Source organism: Mesorhizobium sp. Mes31 (assembly GCF_024519675.1).
In the GTDB taxonomy this organism is placed as follows: Bacteria; Pseudomonadota; Alphaproteobacteria; order Rhizobiales; family Rhizobiaceae; genus Mesorhizobium.
In genome coordinates this window covers 168082-191587 of record NZ_JALJRL010000012.1, presented here as the reverse complement: position 1 = coordinate 191587, position 23506 = coordinate 168082, and the positions used below count along the sequence as shown (strand labels likewise).

Here is a 23506-nt window from a genome sequence, read left to right as displayed (position 1 = left end):
TGCGTTGATGCTCGACATCGAGCCTGATCTTTCGACCAAGCTTTTTTCGCATATCGATTTTACCTGCGGCGCCGTCGCGGCCGTGTCCGGCGGCAGCGACTCGACCGCCCTGCTCCTTCTTCTCAAACAACATCTCGATCGTGTCGCCCCGGCAACGAAGCTGCTGGCGGTGACGATCGACCACGATCTGCGACCTGGTTCGGCAGCGGAAGCGCAGGCGGTGTCGAGGCTGTGCGCCACATATGCAATTCCGCATCGCATCCTGACATGGTCGGGACGCAAGCCGTCGGCCGGACTGCCCGCCGCGGCGCGGGAAGCACGCTACCGGCTGCTGGCCGAGGCCGCGCAGACGGAAGGCATCGGCCTGATCCTGACCGGCCATACCGCCGACGACCAGGCGGAAACGGTGCTGATGCGGCAAGCACGCGAGGAAGGGCTGGCCCGCGACGAGGGCCGAGGCCATGCCGACACGGCGGGCCGGGGGCTTGCCGGCATGGCGCCGGCCACCCTGTATGACTGGCGCACCTGGATCGTGCGGCCGTTTCTCGGGGTCCGGCGTGCGGCACTGCGCGATGTCCTGCGGCGTCGACGCGTTGGCTGGGCCGACGATCCGACCAATGCCAACGAGGCTTTCGAGCGGCCGCGCATGCGGGCAGCGCTCGCGGATGGGAACGGTGCGCGGCGCATCGACGACGCCCTGGCGCTGGCCGCGCGTGAAGGCAGCGCGCGCACGCAGCTTGGTCTCGACGCCGCGGACTTGATCCGCGATCTCGCGACCCAGCCGGCGGCCGGGCTCGTCCGCCTCGACCCGAGCTTGCTGAAGGCCGGCGAGGACCGGGCCGCCATCTATGCGTTGCGCATTCTGCTGGCGACGACCGGCGGGGTTGCCTTCCTGCCGGATCAGACCCGCGGCGAGGCACTGTTCGACCGGCTGAAGGCCGGATTTCTTTGCGCCACATTGTCGCGGACGGTGGTCGACCACCGGCGCGCCGGCCTCTTCATGCGGCGCGAGGCACGCGGCTTGCCGGCCGCCGCCGCAGCCACCGCCAACGTCGTCTGGGATGGCCGCCGCCGCATCACATTGAACGACGGAAGCGGCGCATTGTTGATCGCACCGTTCGGGGCGGCAGCCGCCAGGCGGCTGGCCGTTGGCGAAGGCGAAACCCCGCCAAGCCTGATGCGCGCCGCGTTCGCCGCCGAGCCGGCCTTGTGGCGACCCGGTGAAAGCCCTGGTTTGTCGGGGGATGGCCGGGGGCTCACGGAGGTCGAGGTCCGGCCGGTCGTGGCGCCTTTTGCACGGTTCCTGCCGTCCTTCGATCTGGCACCGGCGCGGGCCGTTGCCGGGCTGATCGGCGCGCCGCCGCTTCCCGCCCCGCCTTTCAGCGGCCACAGTGCCGGTTGATGATGGGCGAAAGCTTAACCCAGACGTGCTGTTCTGCTTGGCAAGGGGAGGCGCTCTCCCTATGTTAGGCCCAAGTTTCCTCTCATGACGCGTGTCCGCCCCGCGGACGCCAACGGGACAATTGATGAATCCGAACTATCGCAACCTCGCGCTCTGGGCGATCATAGCGGTCCTGCTCATTGCCCTGTTCAATCTGTTCCAGACGCCGCAGACGCGTGGGGCTTCGAGCGATGTGCCTTATTCGCAGTTCCTGCAGGATGTCGCGGCGGGCCGTGTCAAGACGGTGACCATTGCGGGCGCTCGCATCACCGGTTCCTACACGGACAATGCCAGCGGTTTCCAGACCTATTCGCCGGGCGATCCGTCGCTGGTCTCGCGGTTGCAGGACAAGAACGTCACCATCAATGCGCGGCCTGAAACCGACGGTTCCAATTCGCTGTTCGGCTATCTGATCTCGTGGCTGCCGATGATCCTCATCCTTGGCGTCTGGATATTCTTCATGCGCCAGATGCAATCCGGCTCGGGACGCGCCATGGGCTTCGGCAAGTCGAAGGCCAAGCTTCTGACCGAGGCGCATGGCCGCGTCACCTTCCAGGACGTCGCCGGCGTCGATGAAGCCAAGGAAGACCTCGAAGAGATCGTCGAGTTCCTGCGCGATCCGCAGAAGTTCCAGCGGCTCGGCGGCAAGATTCCTCGTGGCGTGCTGCTCGTCGGCCCTCCGGGAACCGGCAAGACGCTGCTCGCCCGCTCGGTTGCCGGCGAAGCCAATGTGCCGTTCTTCACCATTTCCGGCTCGGACTTCGTCGAGATGTTCGTCGGCGTCGGCGCCAGCCGCGTCCGCGACATGTTCGATCAGGCCAAGAAGAATGCGCCCTGCATCATCTTCATCGACGAAATCGACGCGGTCGGCCGCCATCGCGGCGCGGGCCTCGGCGGCGGCAATGATGAACGCGAGCAGACGCTGAACCAGCTGCTGGTCGAGATGGACGGCTTCGAATCTAACGAGAGCATCATCCTGATCGCCGCCACCAACCGGCCCGACGTGCTCGACCCGGCGCTGCTGCGCCCGGGCCGTTTCGACCGCCAGGTGGTGGTGCCGAACCCCGACATCGTCGGCCGCGAGAAGATCCTCAAGGTGCATGTGCGCAACGTGCCGCTGGCGCCGAATGTCGACCTCAAGGTTGTCGCCCGTGGCACGCCCGGGTTTTCCGGTGCCGATCTGATGAACCTCGTCAACGAATCCGCACTGATGGCCGCGCGGCGCAACAAGCGCCTCGTTACCATGGCGGAGTTCGAGGACGCCAAGGACAAGATCATGATGGGCGCCGAGCGCCGCTCCTCGGCCATGACCCAGGCCGAGAAGGAGCTCACCGCCTATCACGAGGCAGGTCACGCCATCCTCGCGCTCAACGTTCCGTCAGCCGATCCGCTGCACAAGGCTACCATCATTCCGCGCGGCCGGGCGCTCGGCATGGTCATGCAGTTGCCGGAAGGCGACCGCTATTCGATGAGCTACAAATACATGATCTCGCGCCTCGCCATCATGATGGGCGGCCGCGTTGCCGAGGAGTTCAAGTTCGGCAAGGAGAACATCACCTCCGGCGCCTCCTCGGACATCGAGCAGGCGACCAAGCTGGCGCGCGCCATGGTCACGCGCTGGGGCTTTTCCGACAAGCTCGGCCATGTCGCCTATGGGGACAACCAGGAAGAAGTGTTCCTCGGCCATTCGGTCGCGCGTACGCAGAATGTCTCGGAAGAGACGGCGCAGATCATCGATGCCGAAGTGCGCCGCCTGATCGACGAGGCCTATTCGACGGCGAAGGCCATCCTGACCAAGAAGAAGAAGGAATGGATCGCGCTGGCACAGGGGCTGCTCGAATATGAGACCTTGTCCGGCGAAGAGATCAAACAGCTGATCGCCGGCCACAAGCCCTCCCGCGACCTGGGCGACGATACGCCGCCCAGCCGTGGCTCGGCCGTGCCGAAGTCCGGCGGTCGCCGCAAGAAAGGGCCAGAGCCCGAAGGCGGCATGGAACCGCAGCCGCAGGGCTAACCCAAGGCGGACAGCAGATCCTCGGGACAAGCCCGGGGATCACGGCCCAACGTATGCGCGAAAAACGGTGAACCGCTTTATCCGCCGTATTCGATTTTATGATTCAGCTTTCAGCCGCGCATTGCACAGGCTGTAATAGCCGCCGCCCTTCTGTATCCAGCGAAGGCCGTTCAACGTACCCGCCTCTTTGTTGCCGTGGTAACCCTGGAGGCAGGTTTTCATCCGCGCCTTCGCGGGCTTTTCTGTCTTGAACTCGGCCGCGAGTGTGGTCGGGAATGTCACGCCCGTCGGCGCTAAAGTGGGGGCGACCGCCGCGCCGGTTTCCTTTTTCGGCTGCGGCGCGGTTTTGACGGCATCCGCGCTGACACTCTCCACAGCGGACGTCGCGCATTTCTCCTTGCGGAAAGCGGCCCAGTCCATGCCGTTCAGAGTGCCGCCATCCTTGGCTGTCCGATAGGTTTCGCCGCATTCCTTCATCGTCAGTGCGCTTGCAGGGCCGACGCTCCAAGCAACCAATGCCGTCGCAGCCAATACCGCCAATTTCAAATTGAGCATAAGTTCCTCCTGGTTGATAACAAGTTAGTGCCTTTTTTGTATACTGTTTGTTCCTGGTATGTTCAATTAAAATCTTTGGGAGCCACCGACAAGCCCGGCGGTGGGCAGTGTGGGCGAATTGATGATGCCGACAGCTCCCGCGATATGCAGATGTGGGCAAGGCCGCGGGCGTCGTCGCGCGCAACAAAAGGCCCGCGAAGCAGATGCATCGCGGGCCTTTGCCGGTCCTTGCCAGATTTTCCGTCTACTTCAATTCGATCTCAACCGGCTCATGCCTCATCGATCTGGGGGAATACCATGCGTGGCTCAGCTCTTGAGCTTGGCATTGCACAGGCTGTAGAAGCCGCCGCCCTTCTGGATCCACTTAAGGCCGCCAAGCGCGTTTGCGTCCTTGAGGGCATAGTACTGGTCGAGGCAAGTATGCATGCGGCCCTTTCCGGGGGTCTCGCTGGCATATTTCGCCGAGATCGCAGACGGGAAAGTGACACCCTTGGGGGCAACCGTCGTCGGCTTTGCCGGCTCTTTGGTGTAATTTGCCTCGCTGGGCGCAGGCACGGTGTCGTCATCGGATGCGCTGGCGCCGCATTCGGCCTTGCGGAAGTCGTTCCACTTCATGCCCTTCAGCGTATTCGCCGTCTTGGCCGCCTGGTACTTGGTGCTGCATTCGGCCATGGTCAGACCCTTGCCGCCATTGTCGGCGGGAGCCGCCGCGGCCTTGGTGGTTGCCGGCTTGGTGTCAGCGGCGGCGGACGCGCCGGCGGCGCATTCGGCCTTGCGGAAGTCGTTCCACTTCATGCCGTTCAGCGTACCAGCAGCCTTTGCCGCCTGGTACTTGGCGCTGCATTCCTTCGCCGTCAGGCCCTTGGCCTTGCTTTCGGTCGCCGCGGCGGTGGCCGCCTTGGTCGTCTTGGCCGGCTTCGTTTCAGCCGCCTTCTTGGTGTCTGTTGTCTTCTTGGTGTCTGCCGCCTTGGTGTCGGTGGTGGCCGCGGCGTCGGTGCCGCACTGAGCCTTGCGGAACTGGTTCCACGTCGCCCCGGCGAGTGTCCCCGCGTCCTTGGCGGCGTTGTACTTCGTGCTGCACTCGGCCATCGTCAGCGCGTTGGCTGGCGCAGCCAGGAACAACGTAACGACGGCGAGGCCGGTCAGAGTGGCAAGTCGGTGGATGAGCATAGCGTTTCTCCGTTGCAGCAGCCCATGATACGTCCCGGCAAATCAATAACGCTCAACGATCGGTTGCGCCAGATGCCAAGTTGCGTATATATCGCCGAAAGCCGGCTCCTCTCCATAAGGTGATGAAATTGTTGGCCGTTGCCGGCTTTCGGACAAGATTTTCCAGGTGCATCTGCGCTGAAAGGCTCGCATAACTGGTATACTGCACTGTCGCAGTCCCAGCATGTTGGACCGAGGCCATATTGTGTGCAGTGCACAACAATGATTTTCTAAGGATTGGTAACATATAATCACACAATGTGATCATAGCGCCCTGGCCAATTGTGGCATGACGTGCCGGGGAAGAACTGTCGAGGAAACTGGTTAGCATGGCAGGAAATTACTTCGGCACGGACGGTATTCGCGGGCGCGCCAACAAGTTTCCCATGACCGCCGAAATCGCCATGCGGGTGGGCATGGCCGCCGGCCTTTCGTTCCAGCGCGGCAGCCATCGTCACCGCGTCGTGCTTGGCAAGGATACCAGGCTTTCCGGCTACATGATCGAGAACGCGATGGTGTCGGGCTTGTGCGCCGCGGGCATGGACGTGTTCCTGCTCGGCCCGATCCCGACGCCGGCGGTCGCCATGCTGGTGCGCTCGCTGCGCGCCGACATCGGCGTCATGATCTCGGCCTCGCACAACCCCTACTACGACAACGGCATCAAACTGTTCGGCCCAGACGGCTACAAGCTCTCCGACGAGATCGAGGAGCGCATCGAGGGCATGCTCGACAAGGATATCGAACTGTCGCTCGCCGATTCCGACGGGCTCGGCCGCGCCAAGCGCGTCGACGGCGTCCATGACCGCTATATCGAGTTTGCCAAGCGCACCTTGCCGCGCTCGATGTCGCTTTCGGGCCTCAGGATCGTTGTCGATTGCGCCAATGGCGCGGCCTACAAGGTGGCGCCCGAGGCGCTGTGGGAACTCGGCGCCGAAGTGGTCGCCATCAATGTCGAACCCAACGGCTTCAACATCAACAAGGAGTGCGGGTCGACCCATCCCGCCGGCCTGCAGAAGAAAGTGCACGAGGTGCGCGCCGATATCGGCATCGCGCTCGATGGCGATGCCGACCGTGTCGTCATCGTCGACGAGAACGGCGCGATCGTCGATGGCGACCAGATCATGGCGCTGATCGCCGAATCCTGGCAGCAGAGCGGGCGGCTTGCCGGTGGCGGCGTCGTCTCGACTGTCATGTCCAACCTCGGGCTCGAACGGTTCCTTGGCGACATGAACCTGCAATTGCATCGCACCAAGGTCGGTGACCGCTATGTCGTGGAGCATATGCGCGCGCACGGGCTGAACGTCGGCGGCGAGCAGTCGGGCCATATCGTGCTGTCGGATTTCTCGACCACCGGCGACGGCCTCGTTTCGGCGCTGCAGGTGCTGGCCTGCATCAAGCGGCAGGGACGGCCGGTCAGCGAGCTGTCGAAGAAATTCGAGCCGGTGCCGCAGCTGCTGAAGAACGTCCGTATTTCCGGCGGCAAGCCGCTCGAGGAAGCGCCGGTCAAGGCAGCCATTGAAGACGCCCGTCACCGCCTCGGCAAGGCCGGGCGCCTGGTCATCCGGCCATCCGGCACCGAGCCGCTGATCCGCGTCATGGCCGAGGGCGATGATCCGCAACTGGTCGAGGCCGTCGTCAACGAAATCGTCGACATCCTTTCGGAAACACGCAGCGCCGCCTGATCCTCATCGGGGACGGCATCGCGCCGCGGCACTTCACCTGTTCCAAGCCCGCCATCCGGCGGGCTTTTTTATTGGCCGGCGGTCAATCCCGTGCCTCGAGAATAATGCCCGAATTCCTCGAATTGCAGAGATTCGTGGTTAAGCAACAGGGTTAAACGCCTTTTAACCTTTGCAATTCATTATCCACGACTGAAAGCCAATCGCATTTCGGACGATCGCCGTTCCGAACTTCTCAGGGGTGACAGCATGTTCAATACAGCAAGAAGGGCCTTGTTCGCCGCGCTGTTCGCGGGCGTGGGGGGACCGGTGTTCGCAGCCGATCTAGCGGAGCCGCCGGTGGTCGAAGAGGCTCCGCCGCAGGCGGTCTACGAGCAGCCGGCTCAGGAGTATGGCGGCTGGTACATTCGCGGCGACATCGACTATCACTGGTCGAAGTTCGGCGGCGCCGACTACATCACCTACGGCACGCCGCCAAGTACCGGCACCTTCGCGACGGGCACACTGAAAAGTGCCTTCTCGGCCGGCGCCGGTGTCGGTTACCAGATCAACCAGCACTTCCGCACCGACCTCACAGCCGACTGGCTGAGCAATTCGGATTTCCGTGGCTCGACCAACGGTTTCTGCGGAGTGGCACAGACCCCCTGTACTTCGACCGACACGTCTTCCTATTCGGCCTTGCTGTTGCTTGCCAACGCCTATGTCGACATCGGCACCTGGCATGGGGTGACGCCTTACGTCGGCGCCGGCATCGGCGGCGCCTGGGTGAAATGGGATACGTTGCACAACAGCGATAGCGATGGTGACTTCTTCCATCGCGGCGGCAAGGGCTGGCGCTTTGCCTACGCCCTGATGGCCGGCGCGTCCTACTGTCTGACCGACCGCGTCAAGCTCGATGTCGGCTACCGCTATAGCCACATAAACGGCGGGAAGATGTTCGACTACGACTCCGTCAGCAATGTCGGTCCCGGCTATGACGATGGCATCAACGTGCACGAAGTGCGCGGTGGCCTGCGCTACCAGTTCGGCAGGTCGGACTGCGCTCCGCCGCCGGAACCCTATGTGCCCGAGCCGGAGCCGGTCTACACCAAGTAGTCGCTTCGAATATCCAGGAATTCGTCGACCGCCCGGCACCAGCCGGGCGGTTTTCGTTTGGGCTTTTTCAAGCGGAGTTCTGTTCGAAATCAATTTGCTAACGCTCTGTTATCCTTAACCGGCACTTAACCACTATGGTTAACAATGGCTCTTGAAACGATGGCTGCTGTCCTGATTGCGGGCTGCGCCAAATTCGGGAGTCGGGGACCATGAAATTCACATCGCGTATGGCGCTTACCGCACTCGGCCTCATGCCGCTGACGCCCGCGCTCGCTGCTGACTATGATCCGCCGATCTATGTCGACCAGGCGCCAGACTATGTGCCGGTCGAGGTCGGCTCCGGGTGGTATCTGCGCGGCGATGTCTCCTATCTGGTGCAGAAAAGCTTCAAGAATGGGGATTTCACCTTCCCGTCGGCGATCAACAATGAAAACTTCAGCGAGAGCGAAGACGCAGTTTTTGCGAGCGTCGGCTTCGGATATCATTTCAACGATTACCTCCGCGCCGATCTTAACTTCGGCTATTTGCCGGGTAACAAGGCCAGCTTCGGCTATGACGATACTGCGACCGCACCGGCTGGAACGTCGATCGTGGGATCGGGAAACCTGAAAAACTATGCGTTCTCAGGCATACTCAATGGCTATGTTGACCTTGGCACCTATGTTGGAATCACACCGTATGTCGGTGCGGGTGTGGGCGTCGTCGTGAGCAAACGCTCCCTCTCCGCCAGCTATGCCGACGAGGCCACCCCCGCCAACGATTTCACGCTGAATGACAGCAAGACGCAGTATTCCCTCGCCTATACGTTGAATGCGGGCCTTGCCTACCAGGTTTCCAAGAATGTTTCGGTCGACCTGGGCTATCAGTATTTTTCCGCCCCGAGCGCGGAGTATGTGACGGCCGAAAGCCTGACCTCCTTCCCGGTCAAGAAGGGTATCAGCAATCATCAGGTCAAGCTCGGACTGCGCTACGATCTCTGGTAGGCTGGCCCCAACCAAGAACCTTGACGGCGGATCTCTCGGTCCGCCGTTTGCATTTGAAGCCGCGACATCCTGATCACGGATCGCCGGTATCCTGCCAGCGACAAAAACTTTCCTCTTGACGCCCGAGGCCTGAACGAATATCGCCGTCCGTGGGCCACCCCTCCCCAACGAGGGGCCACTATCTGGAAGGATAGACCACGATGACGACGCATACGAAGCCCGGACTCCGTCCGGCAAACCCCAATTTTTCCTCAGGTCCCTGCGCAAAACGCCCCGGCTGGTCGGTCGAGGCGCTGAAAGCCGCCGCGCTCGGCCGTTCCCACCGCGCCAAGATCGGCAAGACCAAGCTCGAGCAGGCGATCGCGCTGACGCGGGAAATCCTTCAAGTTCCGGCGGACTACCGCATCGGCATCGTGCCGGCATCGGACACCGGCGCGGTCGAGATGGCGCTGTGGTCGCTGCTCGGCGAGCGCGGTGTGGACATGGTCGCCTGGGAGAGCTTTGGCTCCGGCTGGGTCACCGATGTGGTCAAGCAGCTGAAACTCGCCGATGTCCGCAAGATCGAAGCCGGCTACGGCCGATTGCCCGACCTGGCCAAGATCGATTTCGACCGCGACGTGGTCTTCACCTGGAACGGCACCACCTCCGGCGTGCGCGTTCCAAACGGTGACTTCATCCCGGCGGACCGCAAGGGACTGACGATCTGCGACGCCACCTCGGCGGCGTTCGCACAAAGACTTGATTTCAGCAAACTCGACGTCGTCACGTTCTCCTGGCAGAAAGTGCTGGGCGGCGAGGGCGCGCATGGCATGCTGATCCTGTCGCCGCGAGCCGTCGAGCGGCTGGAGAACTACAAGCCGGCCTGGCCGCTGCCGAAGATCTTCCGCCTGACCTCGGGTGGCAAACTGATCGAAGGCATCTTCAAGGGCGAAACCATCAACACGCCGTCGATGCTATGCGTCGAGGATTATATCGACGCGCTGCACTGGGCGAAGTCGATCGGCGGCCTCGACGCGCTGGTCGCCAGGGCGGATGCCAATGCGGCCGTCCTCGATGGCTTTGTCGGCAAGTCCTCATGGCTCGGTCATCTCGCCGTCGAGCCGGCGACGCGGTCGAACACCTCCGTCTGCCTGTCCTTCACCGATCCGGATGTGGCGGCGCTCGACGCCGACGGACAGGCGGCTTTCGCCAAGGGTCTGGTGTCGGTGCTCGACAAGGAAGGTGTCGCCTACGACATCGGCGCCTACCGCGATGCGCCGCCAGGCCTGCGCATCTGGTGTGGCGCGACGGTCGAAACGTCGGATCTCGAAGCACTGCTGCCCTGGCTCGACTGGGCCTTTGCCGCGCAGAAGGCATCGCTGAAAGCGGCGGCCTGAGATCATTCGCGGCGGCCTTCGGGCCGCCGATCCCCTAACGGATCAAATCCCATTTTTGAAGGAGGTCGCCATGGCGCCCCGCGTTCTCGTCTCGGATAAACTCTCTCCCACCGCCGTGCAGATCTTCAAGGATCGCGGCGTCGAGGTCGACTACCTGCCCGATCTCGGCAAGGACAAGGAAAAGCTGCTCGAAGTGATTGGCCAGTATGATGGCCTCGCCATCCGCTCGGCGACGAAAGTCACCGAGAAGCTGATCAATGCAGCCACCAGGCTCAAGGTCATCGGCCGCGCCGGCATCGGCGTCGACAATGTCGATATCCCGGCCGCGAGCCGCAAGGGTATCATCGTCATGAACACGCCCTTCGGCAATTCGATCACCACCGCCGAACACGCGGTCGCAATGATCTTCGCGCTCGCCCGCCAGATCCCGGAAGCCAACGCCTCGACCCATGCCGGCAAGTGGGAGAAGAACCGCTTCATGGGCGTCGAGATCACCGGCAAGACGCTGGGCGTCATCGGCTGCGGCAACATCGGCTCGATCGTCGCGACGCGCGGCGTCGGCCTGAAGATGCACGTCATCGCCTTCGACCCGTTCCTGTCGGACAAGCGCGCCGAGGAGCTCGGTGTCGACAAGGTCGAACTGGAGGAGCTCTTTGCCCGCGCGGACTTCATCACGCTGCACACGCCGCTGACCGACAAGACGCGCAACATCATCGACGCCGCGGCAATCGCCAAGATGAAGAACGGCGTGCGCATCATCAATTGTGCCCGTGGCGGACTGATCGTCGAGGCCGATCTGGTCGCGGCATTGAAGAGCGGCAAGGTGGCGGGCGCCGGCATCGACGTGTTCGAGGTCGAACCGGCCGAGAACAATGAATTGTTCGGCATGGAAAATGTGGTGGCGACGCCGCATCTCGGCGCCTCGACCGCCGAGGCGCAAGAAAATGTCGCGCTGCAGGTCGCCGAGCAGATGGCGGACTATCTGATCAAGGGCGCTGTCTCCAACGCCATCAACATGCCGTCGATCACCGCCGAGGAAGCGCCGCGGCTCAAACCGTTCGTCAAGCTCGCCGAAGTGCTCGGCGCCTTTGTCGGCCAGGTCACCGAAGATCCGATCAAGGAGGTGGAGATCCTGTTCGACGGCTCGACCGCGACGATGAACACGCGCGCGCTGATCAGCGCCGCCCTTGCCGGGCTGATCCGGCCGCAGGTCTCCGACGTCAACATGGTGTCGGCGCCGATCATGGTGAAGGAACGCGGCATCATCGTCGCCGAGGTCAAGCGCGACAAGTCGGGCGTGTTCGACGGCTACATCAAGCTGACCGTCACGACCGAGCATATGACGCGCTCGATCGCCGGCACCTGCTTCTCGGATGGCAAGCCGCGCTTCATCCAGATCAAGGGCATCAATCTCGACGCCGAGGTTGGCCAGCACATGCTCTACACGACCAATGCCGACGCCCCCGGCATCATCGGCCTGCTAGGCACGGTCTGCGGTGAGAACGGTGTCAACATCGCCAACTTCCAGCTTGGCCGCAACCGGCCGGGCGGCGACGCCATCGCGCTGCTCTATCTCGACGCACCGTTCCCGGAGAATGTGCTGGAGCAGGTCAAGGCGCACAAGTCGATCGACTCGGCCAAGCGGCTGCAGTTCGACGTCAACGCGATGTGACCGGACTGCCATGAAGGATCGAAAGGCGCGGCGTGGTCCGCGCCTTTTGGTGTTCAGCGTGTTCTGGCCGATGCCAGGTGCGCCATCTTCCGGCCGCTGTGTTCGGCAAGCCCGATGCCGCCCAGCACGAGCACCAGCGCCAATGCCTGATAGAGCTGGAACGTCTCGCCGACGATCAGCACGGAAAGCAGCGTGCCGAAGATCGGCACCAGATTGATGAACAGGCCGGCGCGGTTGGCGCCGATCAGTTCGTTGCCCCTGATGTAGAAGATCTGCGAGATGACCGAGGCGCCGATCGCGGTATAGACGATGACTGTCCAGCCGCGCGCGTCGGGCACAATGACCTTGCCGGCGGCGATCTCCCACAGGAAGAAGGGCAGCGAGGTGATGAGCGCGGCGACCGACATGGCCAGCATCAGGCTCTGCCAGTGCATCACCGGCTTCAACCGCAACCCGACCGAATAGCCGCTGTAGAGAAGCACGGCGACCAGCATGATGGCGTCGCCGAAATTGAGTTCCAGCGTCAGCAGCCGGCGCGGATCGCCGTGGCAGGCGGTCAGGATCACGCCGGCGATGGTCAGCACGACGCCGGCGATCTGCGCCCAGTTCACGCGCAAGCGGAAGAAGACGAAATTGGCGATGATGATCAGGATCGGCATCGCCGCCTGCTCGATCGAGACGTTGATCGCCGTCGTGTAGTTGAGCGCCGTGTAGAAAATGGTGTTGAACAAGGTGAAGCCGCTGGCGCCAAGCGCGGCCAGGACGACCCAGTGCTTGCGCACCACCGGCCAGTCCTTCCGTATCGTCTGAAAGCCGATCGGCAGCATGATCAGCACCGCCAGCACCCAGCGCAGGAAGACGAGCGTCATCGGCGAGACGTGATCGACCGCCAGCTTGCCGGCCACCGAATTGCCGCCCCACAGCAAGGTGGTCAACAGCAGGAATATGTAGGCGCTTCGATGCATCGCGGGATTCCGGCCGCCGGAGGTGAACTGCGGTGTTTGCCGGCCTATTGCCCCCGTTCACCCAAGTAAATGATGTCAAAGCCGAAAATTGTTGTGCCTCAGGGCATTTTCGGCGGCAAAGAAAGGTCGCGCTCGTGAGGCCTTGACGTTATAGAGGCCTGTCGTTTCGAACCATATTCAAGCCGCTTGGCGGCGTCTCAAGGGAAAAGAAACATGGCCAATGTGGTGGTCGTCGGCTCGCAGTGGGGCGACGAAGGCAAGGGCAAGATCGTCGACTGGCTGTCGGAGCGTGCCGATGTCGTGGTGCGTTTCCAGGGCGGTCACAATGCCGGCCACACGCTGGTCGTCGACGGCAAGGTCTACAAGCTGTCGCTGTTGCCATCGGGCGTCGTGCGCCAGGGCAAGCTGTCCATCATCGGCAATGGCGTCGTCTTCGACCCGCACGCTTTCGTCGCCGAAGTGGCGAAGCTCAAGGCACAAGGTGTCGAGGTGACGCCGGATCGCCTGAAAATAGCCGAAAACACAGCGCTTATCCTGTCCCTGCACCGGGAACTGGACGGATTCCGCGAGGACGCCGCCTCCAATTCCGGAACGAAGATTGGCACGACCCGCCGCGGCATCGGTCCCGCCTACGAGGACAAGGTGGGCCGGCGCGCGGTTCGGGTGATGGATCTGGCGGATTTGGAAACGCTTCCCGTAAAGGTCGACAGGCTGCTGACGCACCACAATGCGCTGCGCCGTGGGCTCGGCCATGCCGAAGTCACGCATGACGCGATCATGGATGAGCTGACCTCGGTCGCGGCCGAGATCCTGCCCTATATGGACCGCGTCTGGAAAATCCTCGACGACAAGCGCCGCGCCGGCGAGCGCATCTTGTTCGAGGGCGCGCAAGGCACGCTGCTCGATATCGACCACGGCACCTATCCCTTTGTCACTTCATCCAACACGGTCGCTGGCCAGGCGGCCGCCGGCTCCGGCGTCGGCCCGGGCGCCATCGGCTATGTGCTCGGCATCACCAAGGCCTACACGACACGCGTCGGCGAAGGTCCGTTTCCGACCGAGCAGAAGAATGAGATCGGCGAGTTCCTCGGCACGCGCGGCCACGAATTCGGCGTCGTCACCGGCCGCAAGCGCCGCTGCGGCTGGTTCGACGCGGTGCTGGTGCGCCAGGCGGTCGCCGTCAACGGCATCAAGGGCATCGCGCTGACCAAGCTCGACGTACTCGACGGGCTGGACGAGATCAAGGTCTGCACCGGCTACCGCCTCGACGGCGAGATGATCGACTATCTGCCGGCCAGCCAGGGCGCGCAGGCGCGTGTCGAACCGGTCTACGAGACGCTGGAGGGCTGGAAAGGCACCACCGCCGGCGCGCGCAGCTGGAACGATCTGCCGGCCCAGGCCGTCAAGTATGTCCGTTACATCGAGGAGCTGATCGGCGCGCCGGTCGCGCTCCTTTCCACCAGCCCGGAACGGGACGACACGATACTTGTGACCGATCCGTTTCAAGACTAGTTTCTGAAGCCTTTCCGGGGCATCGCGGCCGATTTGCGGGGGCCGGCCCGGGAGCAAAATACAGGTCGACTGAAGCATGGCAGATTTCGTTGCTATTCTGAAAAAGGCGCTCGACAAGCATGGCGACGAGACGCCCGAAAAGCGTACGCGCATCTATGGCAGCGTTCGTACCATGCTGGCGAAGAAGCTTGCGGAATATTCGCCGCCTCTGGCCCCCGAAGCCATAACCACGCAGAAGCGCTCGCTGGAAGACGCCATCGTGAGTGTCGAGCGGGACTATGCCAAGAGCGTGCCGGAGACGGATCCGCTCGCCGAGCTGGAACACATCTTTTCCTCCATCGACCGCAACAAGAACCAGCCGAGCCACACGCGCCAGCCGGCGAAGGCGGAGCCTGCGTGGCCGGCGCCTCCTGCCGCCAAACCGGAGCCTTACCGTCCAGCGCCGCCGCCCGCAGCCAAGGTCGAGCCAAGCTGGCCAAAGCCGACGCCGGCGCCTTCCGTGCCTTCCCGCGCCGACGCGACCCTTGCGGGGATGGACGGTGACGCGGATGACGACGAGGTCGACGTCTTTGCCAGCAACGAAGAGCCGGTGTCGGACACTTTCCAGCGCCTGCGCCCCGCCGAACGCAAGCGCAGCTATGGCGGGCTGATAGCGGCCGTCGCCGTCTTGCTGGTCGTTGCCGGCGGTGGCTACGGCATCTGGCTCAACAAGGATGCCTTCGGCAAGATGCTGGGGCTTGACGGTACCAAGGTCGTGAAGACCGAACCGGTCAAACCGGCGCCGGCCAAACCGGCGACCGACGCCGCCACTCCGGCGCCCGCGGCGGGCGGCACCGAAGCCGAAGGCACGAAGTTCACCCAACGGCTGACACCGCAGGGCAGTGAAGTCGACCCCGGCCCGGCCGCTGGACAGAGCGGCATAGGCGAGGGCGAATCGGTTGCCGCGCTGACCACGCCGCCGTCGGCGACGAACGCGCCTGCCGCACCCCCACCGGCGGTTCCCGCACCGGCAGCCGGCGCGCCAGCCGCTGCCGCACCGGCTGCGACGCCGCCGCCGGCAGTGGGCACCGCACCTGCGACACCGCCTGCCAACGGAGCCGCACCGGCGGCGCCGGCCGATGCCGCCGCCCCACCAGCGCCGGCGGGTGCCACGCCAACGGCGCCGGCGGCCGCGCCGGCGCAAGCCGCGCTGCCGGTCGGCCAGAAGGCGATCTTCTACGAGGAGCGCACCAGCACCGCCCAGGGGTCGGCGGAGCCGGGCAATATCGTGTGGTCGCTGGTGCAGGAATCGCCCGGCGGTGACCTGCCGCCGGAACCGGCGATCCGCGCAGAGGCAACCATTCCCGGCAAGGACATCCAGTTGCGCATGACCATCCGCCGCAACACCGACCAGACCCTGCCGGCCAGCCATATCATCGAGATGATCTTCCTGACGCCCGACGGCTTCGAGGGCGGCGGCGTCGACAACATCCTGCGCGTCGCCATGAAAAGCTCCGAACAGGATGCCGGCAGCCCGCTGATCGGCATTCCAGCCAAGATCGCCGACGGCTTCTTCCTCGTCGCGCTCAATGACACCAAGGCCGATGAGGACGCCAATCTGACCTTGCTGCGTGGCCAGGACTGGATCGACGTGCCGGTCGTCTACAAGACCGGACGGCGGGCGCTGCTGACCATGGAAAAGGGCATTCCCGGCGAGAAGGTGTTCGACGAGGCGATCAAGGCCTGGCAGGCGAAGACGGCGGGCTGACGGCGGGCGTTTCGCTCCGCTGTCGCCGTCGTTCAGAAGCCCTGAAACAACATGTCGAGCGCGGCGACGATGTCGTCGTGATGCAGGGAAAGATTTCCCTCGGCATCCGGCAACTCAGCGGCCATCAAGGCTGACATGAATTGTGTGACCATCACATGGTCTTTGCCATCGATAGCGAAGGTCGGGTTTAACCGGCGACCCGGAACCGGGGCTATGTTGGGCGGCATCAACGGAATGACGACCCTCGTGCTCAGCCCTTCAAGAAGGTCGGACTGAACGTCGAGAAGATAACCGCTGCCTTCGGTATTCCGATAGAGATCGTAGCGTGCCATCAAAACAGCCGGTGTTTGGCCAATGGCAGTCCGTTGCGCTTGACATAGGCGTTGGAGCTTTTAATCGCTTCCTTGTTCTCTTCTTGCCATCGACGCGTCTTCTCCGCTGCAATCGCTTTCGCGATACCCGCCTCGGCGGCGCGGGAGATGTTGATGCCCAATGCTTTGGCGTCTTCGATCAGTTGAGAGTCGATGGACGTGTTGACGGACCTTCGCTGAGGTTTTGGCGCCGGTTGAAGCATGGAGATAGCCTTCTTTTATGCGCATAATGTATGCGCATAAATACGCGCAGGCAAGTGACGACGGCCTATCGACCCTCCGCTATGGCTCCCAGCCGTTCAGGCGAATCGGGCTTTCACCGTTCGTCGTTTCAATCGACAAATCGTCGTCGATCGGTCGGCCAGCGGCCGAACGCTCCTCACCCCTCCATCTCTTCCCGCAGCATCTCCAGTTCCAGCCATTCCTCCTCCAGCGCAGCCAGCGTCGCGCGCTCCTTGTCGAGGGCGGCGATGGTCTTCTGGAACGAGGCCGGATCGCGCTCGTAATAGGCCGGATCGGCGATGTTGTTTTCCAGTCGCGAGATCGAAGCGGTCACCGCCTCGATTTTCTTGGGCAGCGATTCCAGCGCGAATTTCTGCTTGAACGACAGTTTCTTCGCCGGTCCCTTTGGGGCGGCCGCCTCGCTCTTGCCCGCCGCCGGCGCATCGCCGGCCTCGGCCCTGGCGCGCGCCTTGCGGTCGTCGAGCCTGGTGCCGCCGCGCTGCGCCAGCATGTCGGAATAGCCGCCGGCATATTCGACCCAGCGGCCGCCACCGTCAGGCGCGATGATGCTGGTGACGGTGCGGTCGAGGAAATCGCGGTCATGGCTGACCAGGATGACCGTGCCGGCAAAACCGGCGACCAGTTCCTGCAGGAGTTCCAGTGTCTCCATGTCGAGATCGTTGGTCGGCTCATCGAGCACCAGAAGGTTTGCCGGCCGTGCCAGTACGCGTGCCAGCAACAGGCGCGCCCGTTCGCCGCCGGAAAGCTCGCGCACCGGGGTGCGGGCCTGCTCCGGCTTGAACAGGAAATCCTTCATGTAGGAAACGACGTGGCGCTGTTCGCCATTGATGACGAGGTTCTCGCCGCGCCCGTCGGTGAGATACTGCGCCAGCGTTTCCTGCGGGTCGACCGCCTCGCGCTTCTGGTCGAGCGTGGCGATCTCCAGATTGGTGCCGAGCCGGATGGAACCTGCATCGGGCTTCATCTCGCCGGTCAGCATCTTCAGCAGCGTCGTCTTGCCGGCGCCGTTCGGCCCGACCAGACCGACGCGATCGCCGCGCTGGATGCGGGTCGAAAACCCCTTGACCACGGTGAGGTCGCCAAAACTCTTCTCGATGTTCTTGGCCTCGATCACCAGCTTGCCGGACTCGGCGGCGTCGCTCGCCACCATGGTGGCCGAACCTTCGGCGCCGCGATGGCCGCGGAAGCGCTGGCGCATGGTCTGCAGTTCGCCGAGCCGTCGCATGTTGCGCTTGCGCCGCGCCGTCACGCCATAGCGCAGCCAGTGTTCTTCGCGCACGATCTGGCGGCCGAGCTTGTGCTGCTCGCGCTCTTCCTCTTCCAGCACGAGATCGCGCCATTCCTCGAAATGGCCAAAACCTTTGTCCAGCCTGCGGGTCTGGCCGCGATCGAGCCAGATGGTGGCGCGCGATACGCGCTCGAGGAAGCGGCGGTCGTGCGAGATGACGACGAGTGCCGAGGAGGTGCGGACGAGCTCTTCTTCCAGCCATTCGATGACCGACAGGTCGAGATGGTTGGTCGGCTCATCGAGCAGGAGAATGTCGGGCTCCGGCGCCATGACGCGGGCAAGGGCCGCGCGCCTGGCCTCGCCGCCGGAAAGATCGTTCGGCCGCTCCTCGCCCGAGAGGCCAAGATGCTCCATCAAATAGCTGGCGCGGTAGGGATCGTCGGCAGGGCCAAGCCCCGCCTCGACATAGGCGCGGACCGTCTGGAAACCCTCCATGTCAGGCATCTGCGGCAAATAGCGGACGGTCGCCGAAGGCTGGCGGAAAACCTCGCCGTCCTGCGGCTCGATCAGGCCGGCGGCGATCTTCAGCAGCGTCGACTTGCCGGAACCGTTGCGGCCGACCAGCGCGATCTTGTCACCGGCCGAAGCCGTCAAGGCGGCCCCATCGAGCAGCGGCGTGCCGCCGAAGGTCAGTTTTATCCCGTCGAGATTGAGAAGGGGCGGGGCCATATCAGCTTTCGGGTAATGGATAGGGGTGAGCGAGCAGCATCGCGCGGCCATGGTCCAGGGCGATTCCGAGGCGGCCCTCGACCTCGTTGGAAATGGTCAGCGACGAGCCGAACGCCACCTTCACGTGGTTCAGCGGCCATTTGGCGCCAGTGACGGTCAGGCCGGCAAGCTCGGAAAGGCCGAGCACCGAAAACAGCGTGCCGTCGGCATAGTCGAAGCCAGCCGTTCCGTGCAGCAGTGGGACGGCTTCCTGGGCGCCGCTGGTCAGAAGCACCTTGGTCCCGGCTTCGGCCAGCCGCAGGCCAAGCGCCATATGCAGGAAGGCGTGGTCGGCGCGCTTGCCGCCGAAAGCGCCGGCGAGCACCAGGCTGGTCGCGCCGCGTTCGAACGCGGCGGCGATGGCCAGTTCGCCATCGGTCTTGTCCTTCTCGGCCGGAAAGGTCCGGCGGGGCACCGCGGCGAGGTCATCCGGCAGATTGGCCGGCACCGAATCGAAATCACCCACCCACAGTTCCGGGACAAGGCCGAGCAGCCGCGCATGGCCGATGCCGGCGTCGGCGGCGATCACGCGCGAGCCTTCGACCTGGCGGTCGAGCCGGGGCGTGCGGATGAGATCGCCGCCAAGCAGGATGGTGAATGTGCTCATATCTTGTGGCCCTTACCAGCCCGGCAACGGAAACGGAAGGCCGGCAGACTCCCACTTGCGCGGTTCGTCGACCGGGCCTATGTGTCGAAACGCTCTAACGGGGTGCCGGACGCGATCTTCGCGGACCGGCTGAGAGGCAGTCTCGCCAACCCGCTGAACCTGATCCGGTTTGTACCGGCGGAGGGATTAGACGTTTCGGACAGTCCGACGCCTCAATTCCTTTCAATTCGAACGAAGGAGGCGCCGATGCGCACGCTTTTATATTCTCTTGTCTCAGCAATGGCCGTTGTCCTGTCCGGGCCGGCCTTGGCCAAGGACAAGCTCACCATCTACACCTATGAGAGCTTCACCGCCGACTGGGGGCCCGGTCCGGTGGTGAAGAAGGAATTCGAAGCCGAATGCGGCTGCGATGTGGACTTCGTCTCGGTCGCAGATGGCGTGGCGCTGCTCAACCGCGTCAAGCTGGAAGGGGCATCGACCAAGGCCGACATCGTGCTTGGGCTCGATACCAATCTCACCGCCGACGCAAAGGCCACCGGCCTGTTCGCGCCGCATGGCGCGGTGGCGGATATCAATGTGCCGGGCGGCTGGAGCGACGACACTTTTGTCCCCTTTGACTACGGTTACTTCGCCGTCGTCTACGACACCGAGAAGCTGAAGACACCGCCCAAGAGCCTCAAGGACCTGGTCGAGGGCAGCGCCGACGACAAGATCGTCATCCAGGATCCGCGCACCTCGACGCCGGGCCTCGGCCTGCTGTTGTGGGTGAAGTCGGTCTATGGCGACAAGGCGCCGGAAGCCTGGGCCAAGCTCAAGGCGAAGGTGCTGACCGTGACGCCGGGCTGGAGCGAAGCCTATGGCCTGTTCACCAAGGGCGAGGCGCCGATGGTGCTGTCCTACACCACCTCGCCGGCCTACCACATGGTCGCCGAGAATACCGAGCGCTACCAGGCGGCGTCCTTCGAGGAGGGCGAGTATCTGCAGATCGAGGTCGCCGGCATCACCACGACAGGCGCGAAGAACCCGCTGGCGGAAAAGTTCATGACCTTTATGACCGGACCGAAGTTCCAGGATGCCATCCCCGAGACCAACTGGATGTTCCCGGCCGGCAAGACCGACAAGCCGCTCAACCCGGCCTTCGACAAACTGGTCAAGCCGACCAAGACCTTGCTGTTCAGCCCGGAGGAGGTCGCGGCCAATCGCAAGGTGTGGGTCGATGAATGGCTGGCGGTGATGAGCAAATAGGGTTCAAACCTCGTCGGATGTTTATGCCAAGCCACCCCCCTCTGGCCTGCCGGCCATCTCCCCCGCAAGGAGGGAGATTGGCAGCTCTTTCGCCTCGCTTATTCCTGCCACTTTGTAGATTGGCCCGGGCGGTGGAACGCGCAATCTCCCCCCTTGCGGGGGAGATGTCCGGAAGGACAGAGGGGGGGGGCGGGAACTCGACCCGAGCCAAGAATTTACTTCGATCAGCACCCCGTTGCGGTGTTGGGTAGCGCGACATGCATACGCGCCATCCGTCTGACCCCCGCATCAGCGCCGGCATTGTCGCGCTTGCCGCGATCGCGCTGCTGATCGGCGGCGCGTTTGCCGGCCTGCTTTTCGAAGGCGCCCATGACTTTTCCGGTGCATGGGCAGCCTTCGATCCCTATCTGCTGCGCGTCGTGCGCTTCACGCTGTGGCAGGCGGCACTTTCGACGCTGCTTTCCGTCGGCCCGGCACTGTTCGTGGCGCGCGCCCTGTCGCGGCATCCACGTTTCCTCGGCCGCGCTTTCATCCTGCAGCTTTTCGCCGTGCCATTGGCGCTGCCGGCCATCGTCGCCGCCCTCGGCATCCTCGCCCTCTATGGCCGCGCCGGCTATTTCGCCGGCGTGCTCACGATGATTGGTGGTGGAAGCTGGCCGGGCATCTATGGCCTGTCAGGCATTCTCGTCGCGCATGTCTTCTTCAACCTGCCGCTGGCGGCAAGGCTGTTCCTCGAAGCGCTGCAGACCATACCGGCCGACCAATGGCGGCTGGCGAGCCAGCTCGGCATGGGAGCCCGGCCGGCGTACCGGCTGATCGAATGGCCGACGCTGCGCGCATCCCTGCCAGGGGTCGCCGGGCTTGTCTTCATGCTCTGCATCACATCGTTCACGATCGTGCTGACGCTCGGCGGCGGACCGGCCGCGACGACACTCGAGGTCGGCATCTATCAGGCGCTGCGCTTCGATTTCGATCCCGCGCGGGCCGTTACGCTAACGCTGCTGCAGATCGCGTTGACCTTTGTCGTGGCGCTGGCGCTGACGCGGCTCGGCGCCAATGCCGTCGGCGACACCAGCCTGCCGGTCGCGCCGCGCCGCTATCTTTCCGTCAGCGGGACCGAGACCTCGCTGAACGTCGTGCTGATCGTGCTTGCGCTGGTGTTCGTTGTCGGACCGATGGCGGCGACGGTGATGGCCGGGCTCGGCGCCGATCTCGGCCGGCTGGCCGGTGAGGCCGCCGTGCGACAGGCGACGCTGACCAGTGTGGTTCTCGCCTTCCTGTCGGCACTGCTTTCGGTGATGCTGTCGCTGGCGCTGACCATGGCACGCCGGGCGCTGGCGCTCGCTCGCCGCGCCGGCGCAAGGACACTGCTCGAACATGCCACCGATACCGGCGCCGGTTTTGTCCTCGTCGTGCCGCCGATCGTCATCGGCGCCGGCTGGTTCCTGTTGCTGCGTCATGTCGGCGCTGTCTTCGCCATCGCCCCGGCCATGGTCGTCAGCGTCAACGCCGTGATGGCAATGCCGTTCGCGCTGCGCGCTGTCCGTCCCGCCTATGATGCGGCGAGCGAGCGCCACGAGCGGCTCTGTGAACAGCTCGGCATTGCGGGCTGGAACCGGCTCATGCTGGTCGACTGGCCGTCGCTGCGGCGGCCGCTTGCGACTGCTTTCGCTTTTGCCATGGCGCTGTCGCTCGGCGATCTCGGCGTCATCGCGCTGTTCGGCAGTGATTCCGTGCAGACATTGCCCTACCTTCTCCTGGCGCGCATGGGCAGCTACCGCACCGAGGACGCCGCTGGCCTGGCGCTGCTGCTCGGCCTCGTCTGCCTCGCATTGATCATGGCGGCGCACTGGCTGGGAAGGGAGAAGAACCGGGATGCCTGACGGGGCGGCTAGCAGGCTTGAAAAGGGCGCTTCGGTGCGGCTGGACAAGGTGTCGTTCAGCTATGGCGAAGCGCCGCTCGTCTTCGATGTCGATTTCACGGCGGCGAAAGTCACCGCCATCATGGGGCCGAGCGGTTCCGGCAAGTCGACGCTGCTCAATCTGATCGCCGGGTTCGAGATGCCGCTGTCCGGCCGCGTGCTGATCGGCGGCGCCGATGTCAGCGCCGAGCCGCCTTCGGCGCGGCCGGTGTCGATGGTGTTCCAGGAAAACAACCTTTTCGCCCATCTTTCCGTGGAACAGAATGTCGGGCTCGGCCGTTCGCCGTCACTGCGGTTGACCGAGGCTGATCAGACCGCCATCGCCGAGGCGCTGGAGCGTACCGGACTCGCCGGCAAGGAAGGACGCCTGCCGCGCGAACTCTCCGGGGGTGAACGCCAGCGCGTCGCACTGGCTCGCGTGCTGGTGCGCGATCGTCCGGTGCTCCTGCTTGACGAACCCTTCGCTTCGCTCGGGCCGGCCCTGCGCGATGACATGCTCGACCTCATCGCCGCTGTTCACGCCGAACGCGGCATGACGGTGCTGTTCGTCACGCACCAGCCCGAAGATGCCCGTCGAATCGGTCAGCACGTGGTGTTCCTGGACAATGGCGTGGTCGCAGCTGCCGGCAAGGCGGAAGATTTCTTTGCCGGGTCTGGTCCGGATGTGTTCCGGCGCTATGTCGGTGCAAGTGCCGGTGATGCGGTATCACGAGATATTGCCCGGAAGCGGACATAATTTACGGCCAAACCGGGTTCAGGCGATGTGGCGCTTGCTTGCCATGACTGGGGTAGTGTGGCTAGGTCCGCCCTACTGGTCCGGCACAGGCCGTGATTTGCCTACAGCATCCGCCGCCCGTCCGGAAGGACGCACGAC

The 23506-nt window shown here is 63.9% G+C and carries 19 protein-coding genes and 1 riboswitch; of the genes, 12 read left to right on the top strand and 7 right to left on the bottom strand.

Going from position 1 to position 23506, the window contains the following annotated elements:
- Positions 1-7: 7 nt before the first annotated feature.
- Together tilS and ftsH are read left to right on the top strand one after the other, a co-directional pair.
- A complete protein-coding gene (gene tilS / locus NR193_RS21315; RefSeq protein WP_256752729.1) occupies positions 8-1402 on the top strand; it encodes a tRNA lysidine(34) synthetase TilS in 1395 nt (464 codons plus the stop codon).
- 124 nt (positions 1403-1526) lie between these two features.
- A complete protein-coding gene (gene ftsH, locus NR193_RS21310; protein ID WP_256752728.1) occupies positions 1527-3455 on the top strand; it encodes an ATP-dependent zinc metalloprotease FtsH in 1929 nt (642 codons plus the stop codon).
- Positions 3456-3551: 96 nt separating this feature from the next.
- On the opposite strand, the gene NR193_RS21305 is transcribed toward ftsH, so the two are convergent.
- Both NR193_RS21305 and NR193_RS21300 read right to left on the bottom strand, forming a co-directional pair.
- The gene (locus tag NR193_RS21305; RefSeq protein ID WP_256752727.1) at positions 3552-4010 is read right to left on the bottom strand and encodes a hypothetical protein; all 459 of its coding nucleotides are present in this window, start codon (positions 4008-4010) and stop codon (positions 3552-3554) included.
- Between the two features lie 306 nt (positions 4011-4316).
- Positions 4317-5180, bottom strand: a complete 864-nt coding sequence (locus NR193_RS21300) for a hypothetical protein (protein ID WP_256752726.1) — start codon at positions 5178-5180, stop codon at positions 4317-4319.
- A gap of 368 nt (positions 5181-5548) precedes the next feature.
- On the opposite strand from NR193_RS21300, the gene glmM reads away from it, so the two are divergent.
- From glmM to serA, 5 genes are all read left to right on the top strand, one after another.
- Positions 5549-6901 carry a phosphoglucosamine mutase gene (gene glmM / locus NR193_RS21295; RefSeq protein WP_256752725.1) on the top strand — a complete coding sequence of 451 codons (1353 nt, stop codon included), beginning with the start codon at positions 5549-5551 and terminating at the stop codon, positions 6899-6901.
- 246 nt (positions 6902-7147) lie between these two features.
- Positions 7148-7993: an outer membrane protein gene (locus NR193_RS21290; protein WP_256752724.1), complete on the top strand. Its 846-nt coding sequence runs from the start codon at positions 7148-7150 to the stop codon at positions 7991-7993.
- Between the two features lie 209 nt (positions 7994-8202).
- A complete protein-coding gene (locus NR193_RS21285; protein WP_256752723.1) occupies positions 8203-8976 on the top strand; it encodes an outer membrane protein in 774 nt (257 codons plus the stop codon).
- Between the two features lie 200 nt (positions 8977-9176).
- Complete coding sequence (locus NR193_RS21280; protein WP_256752722.1) at positions 9177-10352, top strand: phosphoserine transaminase; 1176 nt, start codon at positions 9177-9179, stop codon at positions 10350-10352.
- Between the two features lie 70 nt (positions 10353-10422).
- Positions 10423-12024, top strand: coding sequence for a phosphoglycerate dehydrogenase (gene serA, locus NR193_RS21275; protein ID WP_256752721.1), 1602 nt, complete (start codon positions 10423-10425; stop codon positions 12022-12024).
- Between the two features lie 53 nt (positions 12025-12077).
- Here serA and NR193_RS21270 read toward each other — a convergent pair whose 3' ends face one another.
- Positions 12078-12989 carry a DMT family transporter gene (locus NR193_RS21270; protein ID WP_256752720.1) on the bottom strand — a complete coding sequence of 304 codons (912 nt, stop codon included), beginning with the start codon at positions 12987-12989 and terminating at the stop codon, positions 12078-12080.
- 213 nt (positions 12990-13202) lie between these two features.
- On the opposite strand from NR193_RS21270, the gene NR193_RS21265 reads away from it, so the two are divergent.
- Both NR193_RS21265 and NR193_RS21260 read left to right on the top strand, forming a co-directional pair.
- Positions 13203-14501, top strand: a complete 1299-nt coding sequence (locus NR193_RS21265; RefSeq protein WP_256752719.1) for an adenylosuccinate synthase — start codon at positions 13203-13205, stop codon at positions 14499-14501.
- 76 nt (positions 14502-14577) lie between these two features.
- Complete coding sequence (locus tag NR193_RS21260) at positions 14578-16248, top strand: hypothetical protein (RefSeq protein WP_256752718.1); 1671 nt, start codon at positions 14578-14580, stop codon at positions 16246-16248.
- A gap of 32 nt (positions 16249-16280) precedes the next feature.
- On the opposite strand, the gene NR193_RS21255 is transcribed toward NR193_RS21260, so the two are convergent.
- The 4 genes from NR193_RS21255 to NR193_RS21240 all read right to left on the bottom strand — a co-directional run bounded on the left by NR193_RS21255 (position 16281) and on the right by NR193_RS21240 (position 19465).
- On the bottom strand, positions 16281-16580 hold the full coding sequence (locus NR193_RS21255; protein WP_256752717.1) for a CcdB family protein: 300 nt from the start codon (positions 16578-16580) through the stop codon (positions 16281-16283).
- The gene (locus NR193_RS21250; protein ID WP_256752716.1) at positions 16580-16822 is read right to left on the bottom strand and encodes a type II toxin-antitoxin system CcdA family antitoxin; all 243 of its coding nucleotides are present in this window, start codon (positions 16820-16822) and stop codon (positions 16580-16582) included. The genes NR193_RS21255 and NR193_RS21250 overlap by 1 nt, the downstream gene beginning before the upstream one ends.
- A 176-nt stretch (positions 16823-16998) precedes the next feature.
- Entirely contained in the window at positions 16999-18819 is a 1821-nt protein-coding gene (locus NR193_RS21245; RefSeq protein WP_256752715.1) for an ABC-F family ATP-binding cassette domain-containing protein, read from the bottom strand.
- A 1-nt stretch (position 18820) separates the two neighbouring features.
- Complete coding sequence (locus NR193_RS21240; RefSeq protein ID WP_256752714.1) at positions 18821-19465, bottom strand: thiamine diphosphokinase; 645 nt, start codon at positions 19463-19465, stop codon at positions 18821-18823.
- 88 nt (positions 19466-19553) lie between these two features.
- Positions 19554-19668, top strand: a riboswitch (TPP riboswitch).
- A 43-nt stretch (positions 19669-19711) separates the two neighbouring features.
- Here NR193_RS21240 and thiB point away from each other — a divergent pair.
- The 3 genes from thiB (at position 19712) to thiQ (ending at position 23368) form a co-directional block, all read left to right on the top strand.
- Complete coding sequence (thiB, locus tag NR193_RS21235; protein WP_256752713.1) at positions 19712-20710, top strand: thiamine ABC transporter substrate binding subunit; 999 nt, start codon at positions 19712-19714, stop codon at positions 20708-20710.
- 257 nt (positions 20711-20967) lie between these two features.
- The gene (gene thiP, locus NR193_RS21230) at positions 20968-22593 is read left to right on the top strand and encodes a thiamine/thiamine pyrophosphate ABC transporter permease (protein WP_256752712.1); all 1626 of its coding nucleotides are present in this window, start codon (positions 20968-20970) and stop codon (positions 22591-22593) included.
- Positions 22586-23368, top strand: a complete 783-nt coding sequence (gene thiQ, locus NR193_RS21225) for a thiamine ABC transporter ATP-binding protein (protein ID WP_256752711.1) — start codon at positions 22586-22588, stop codon at positions 23366-23368. The genes thiP and thiQ overlap by 8 nt, the downstream gene beginning before the upstream one ends.
- The last annotated feature ends 138 nt before the right edge of the window (positions 23369-23506 follow it).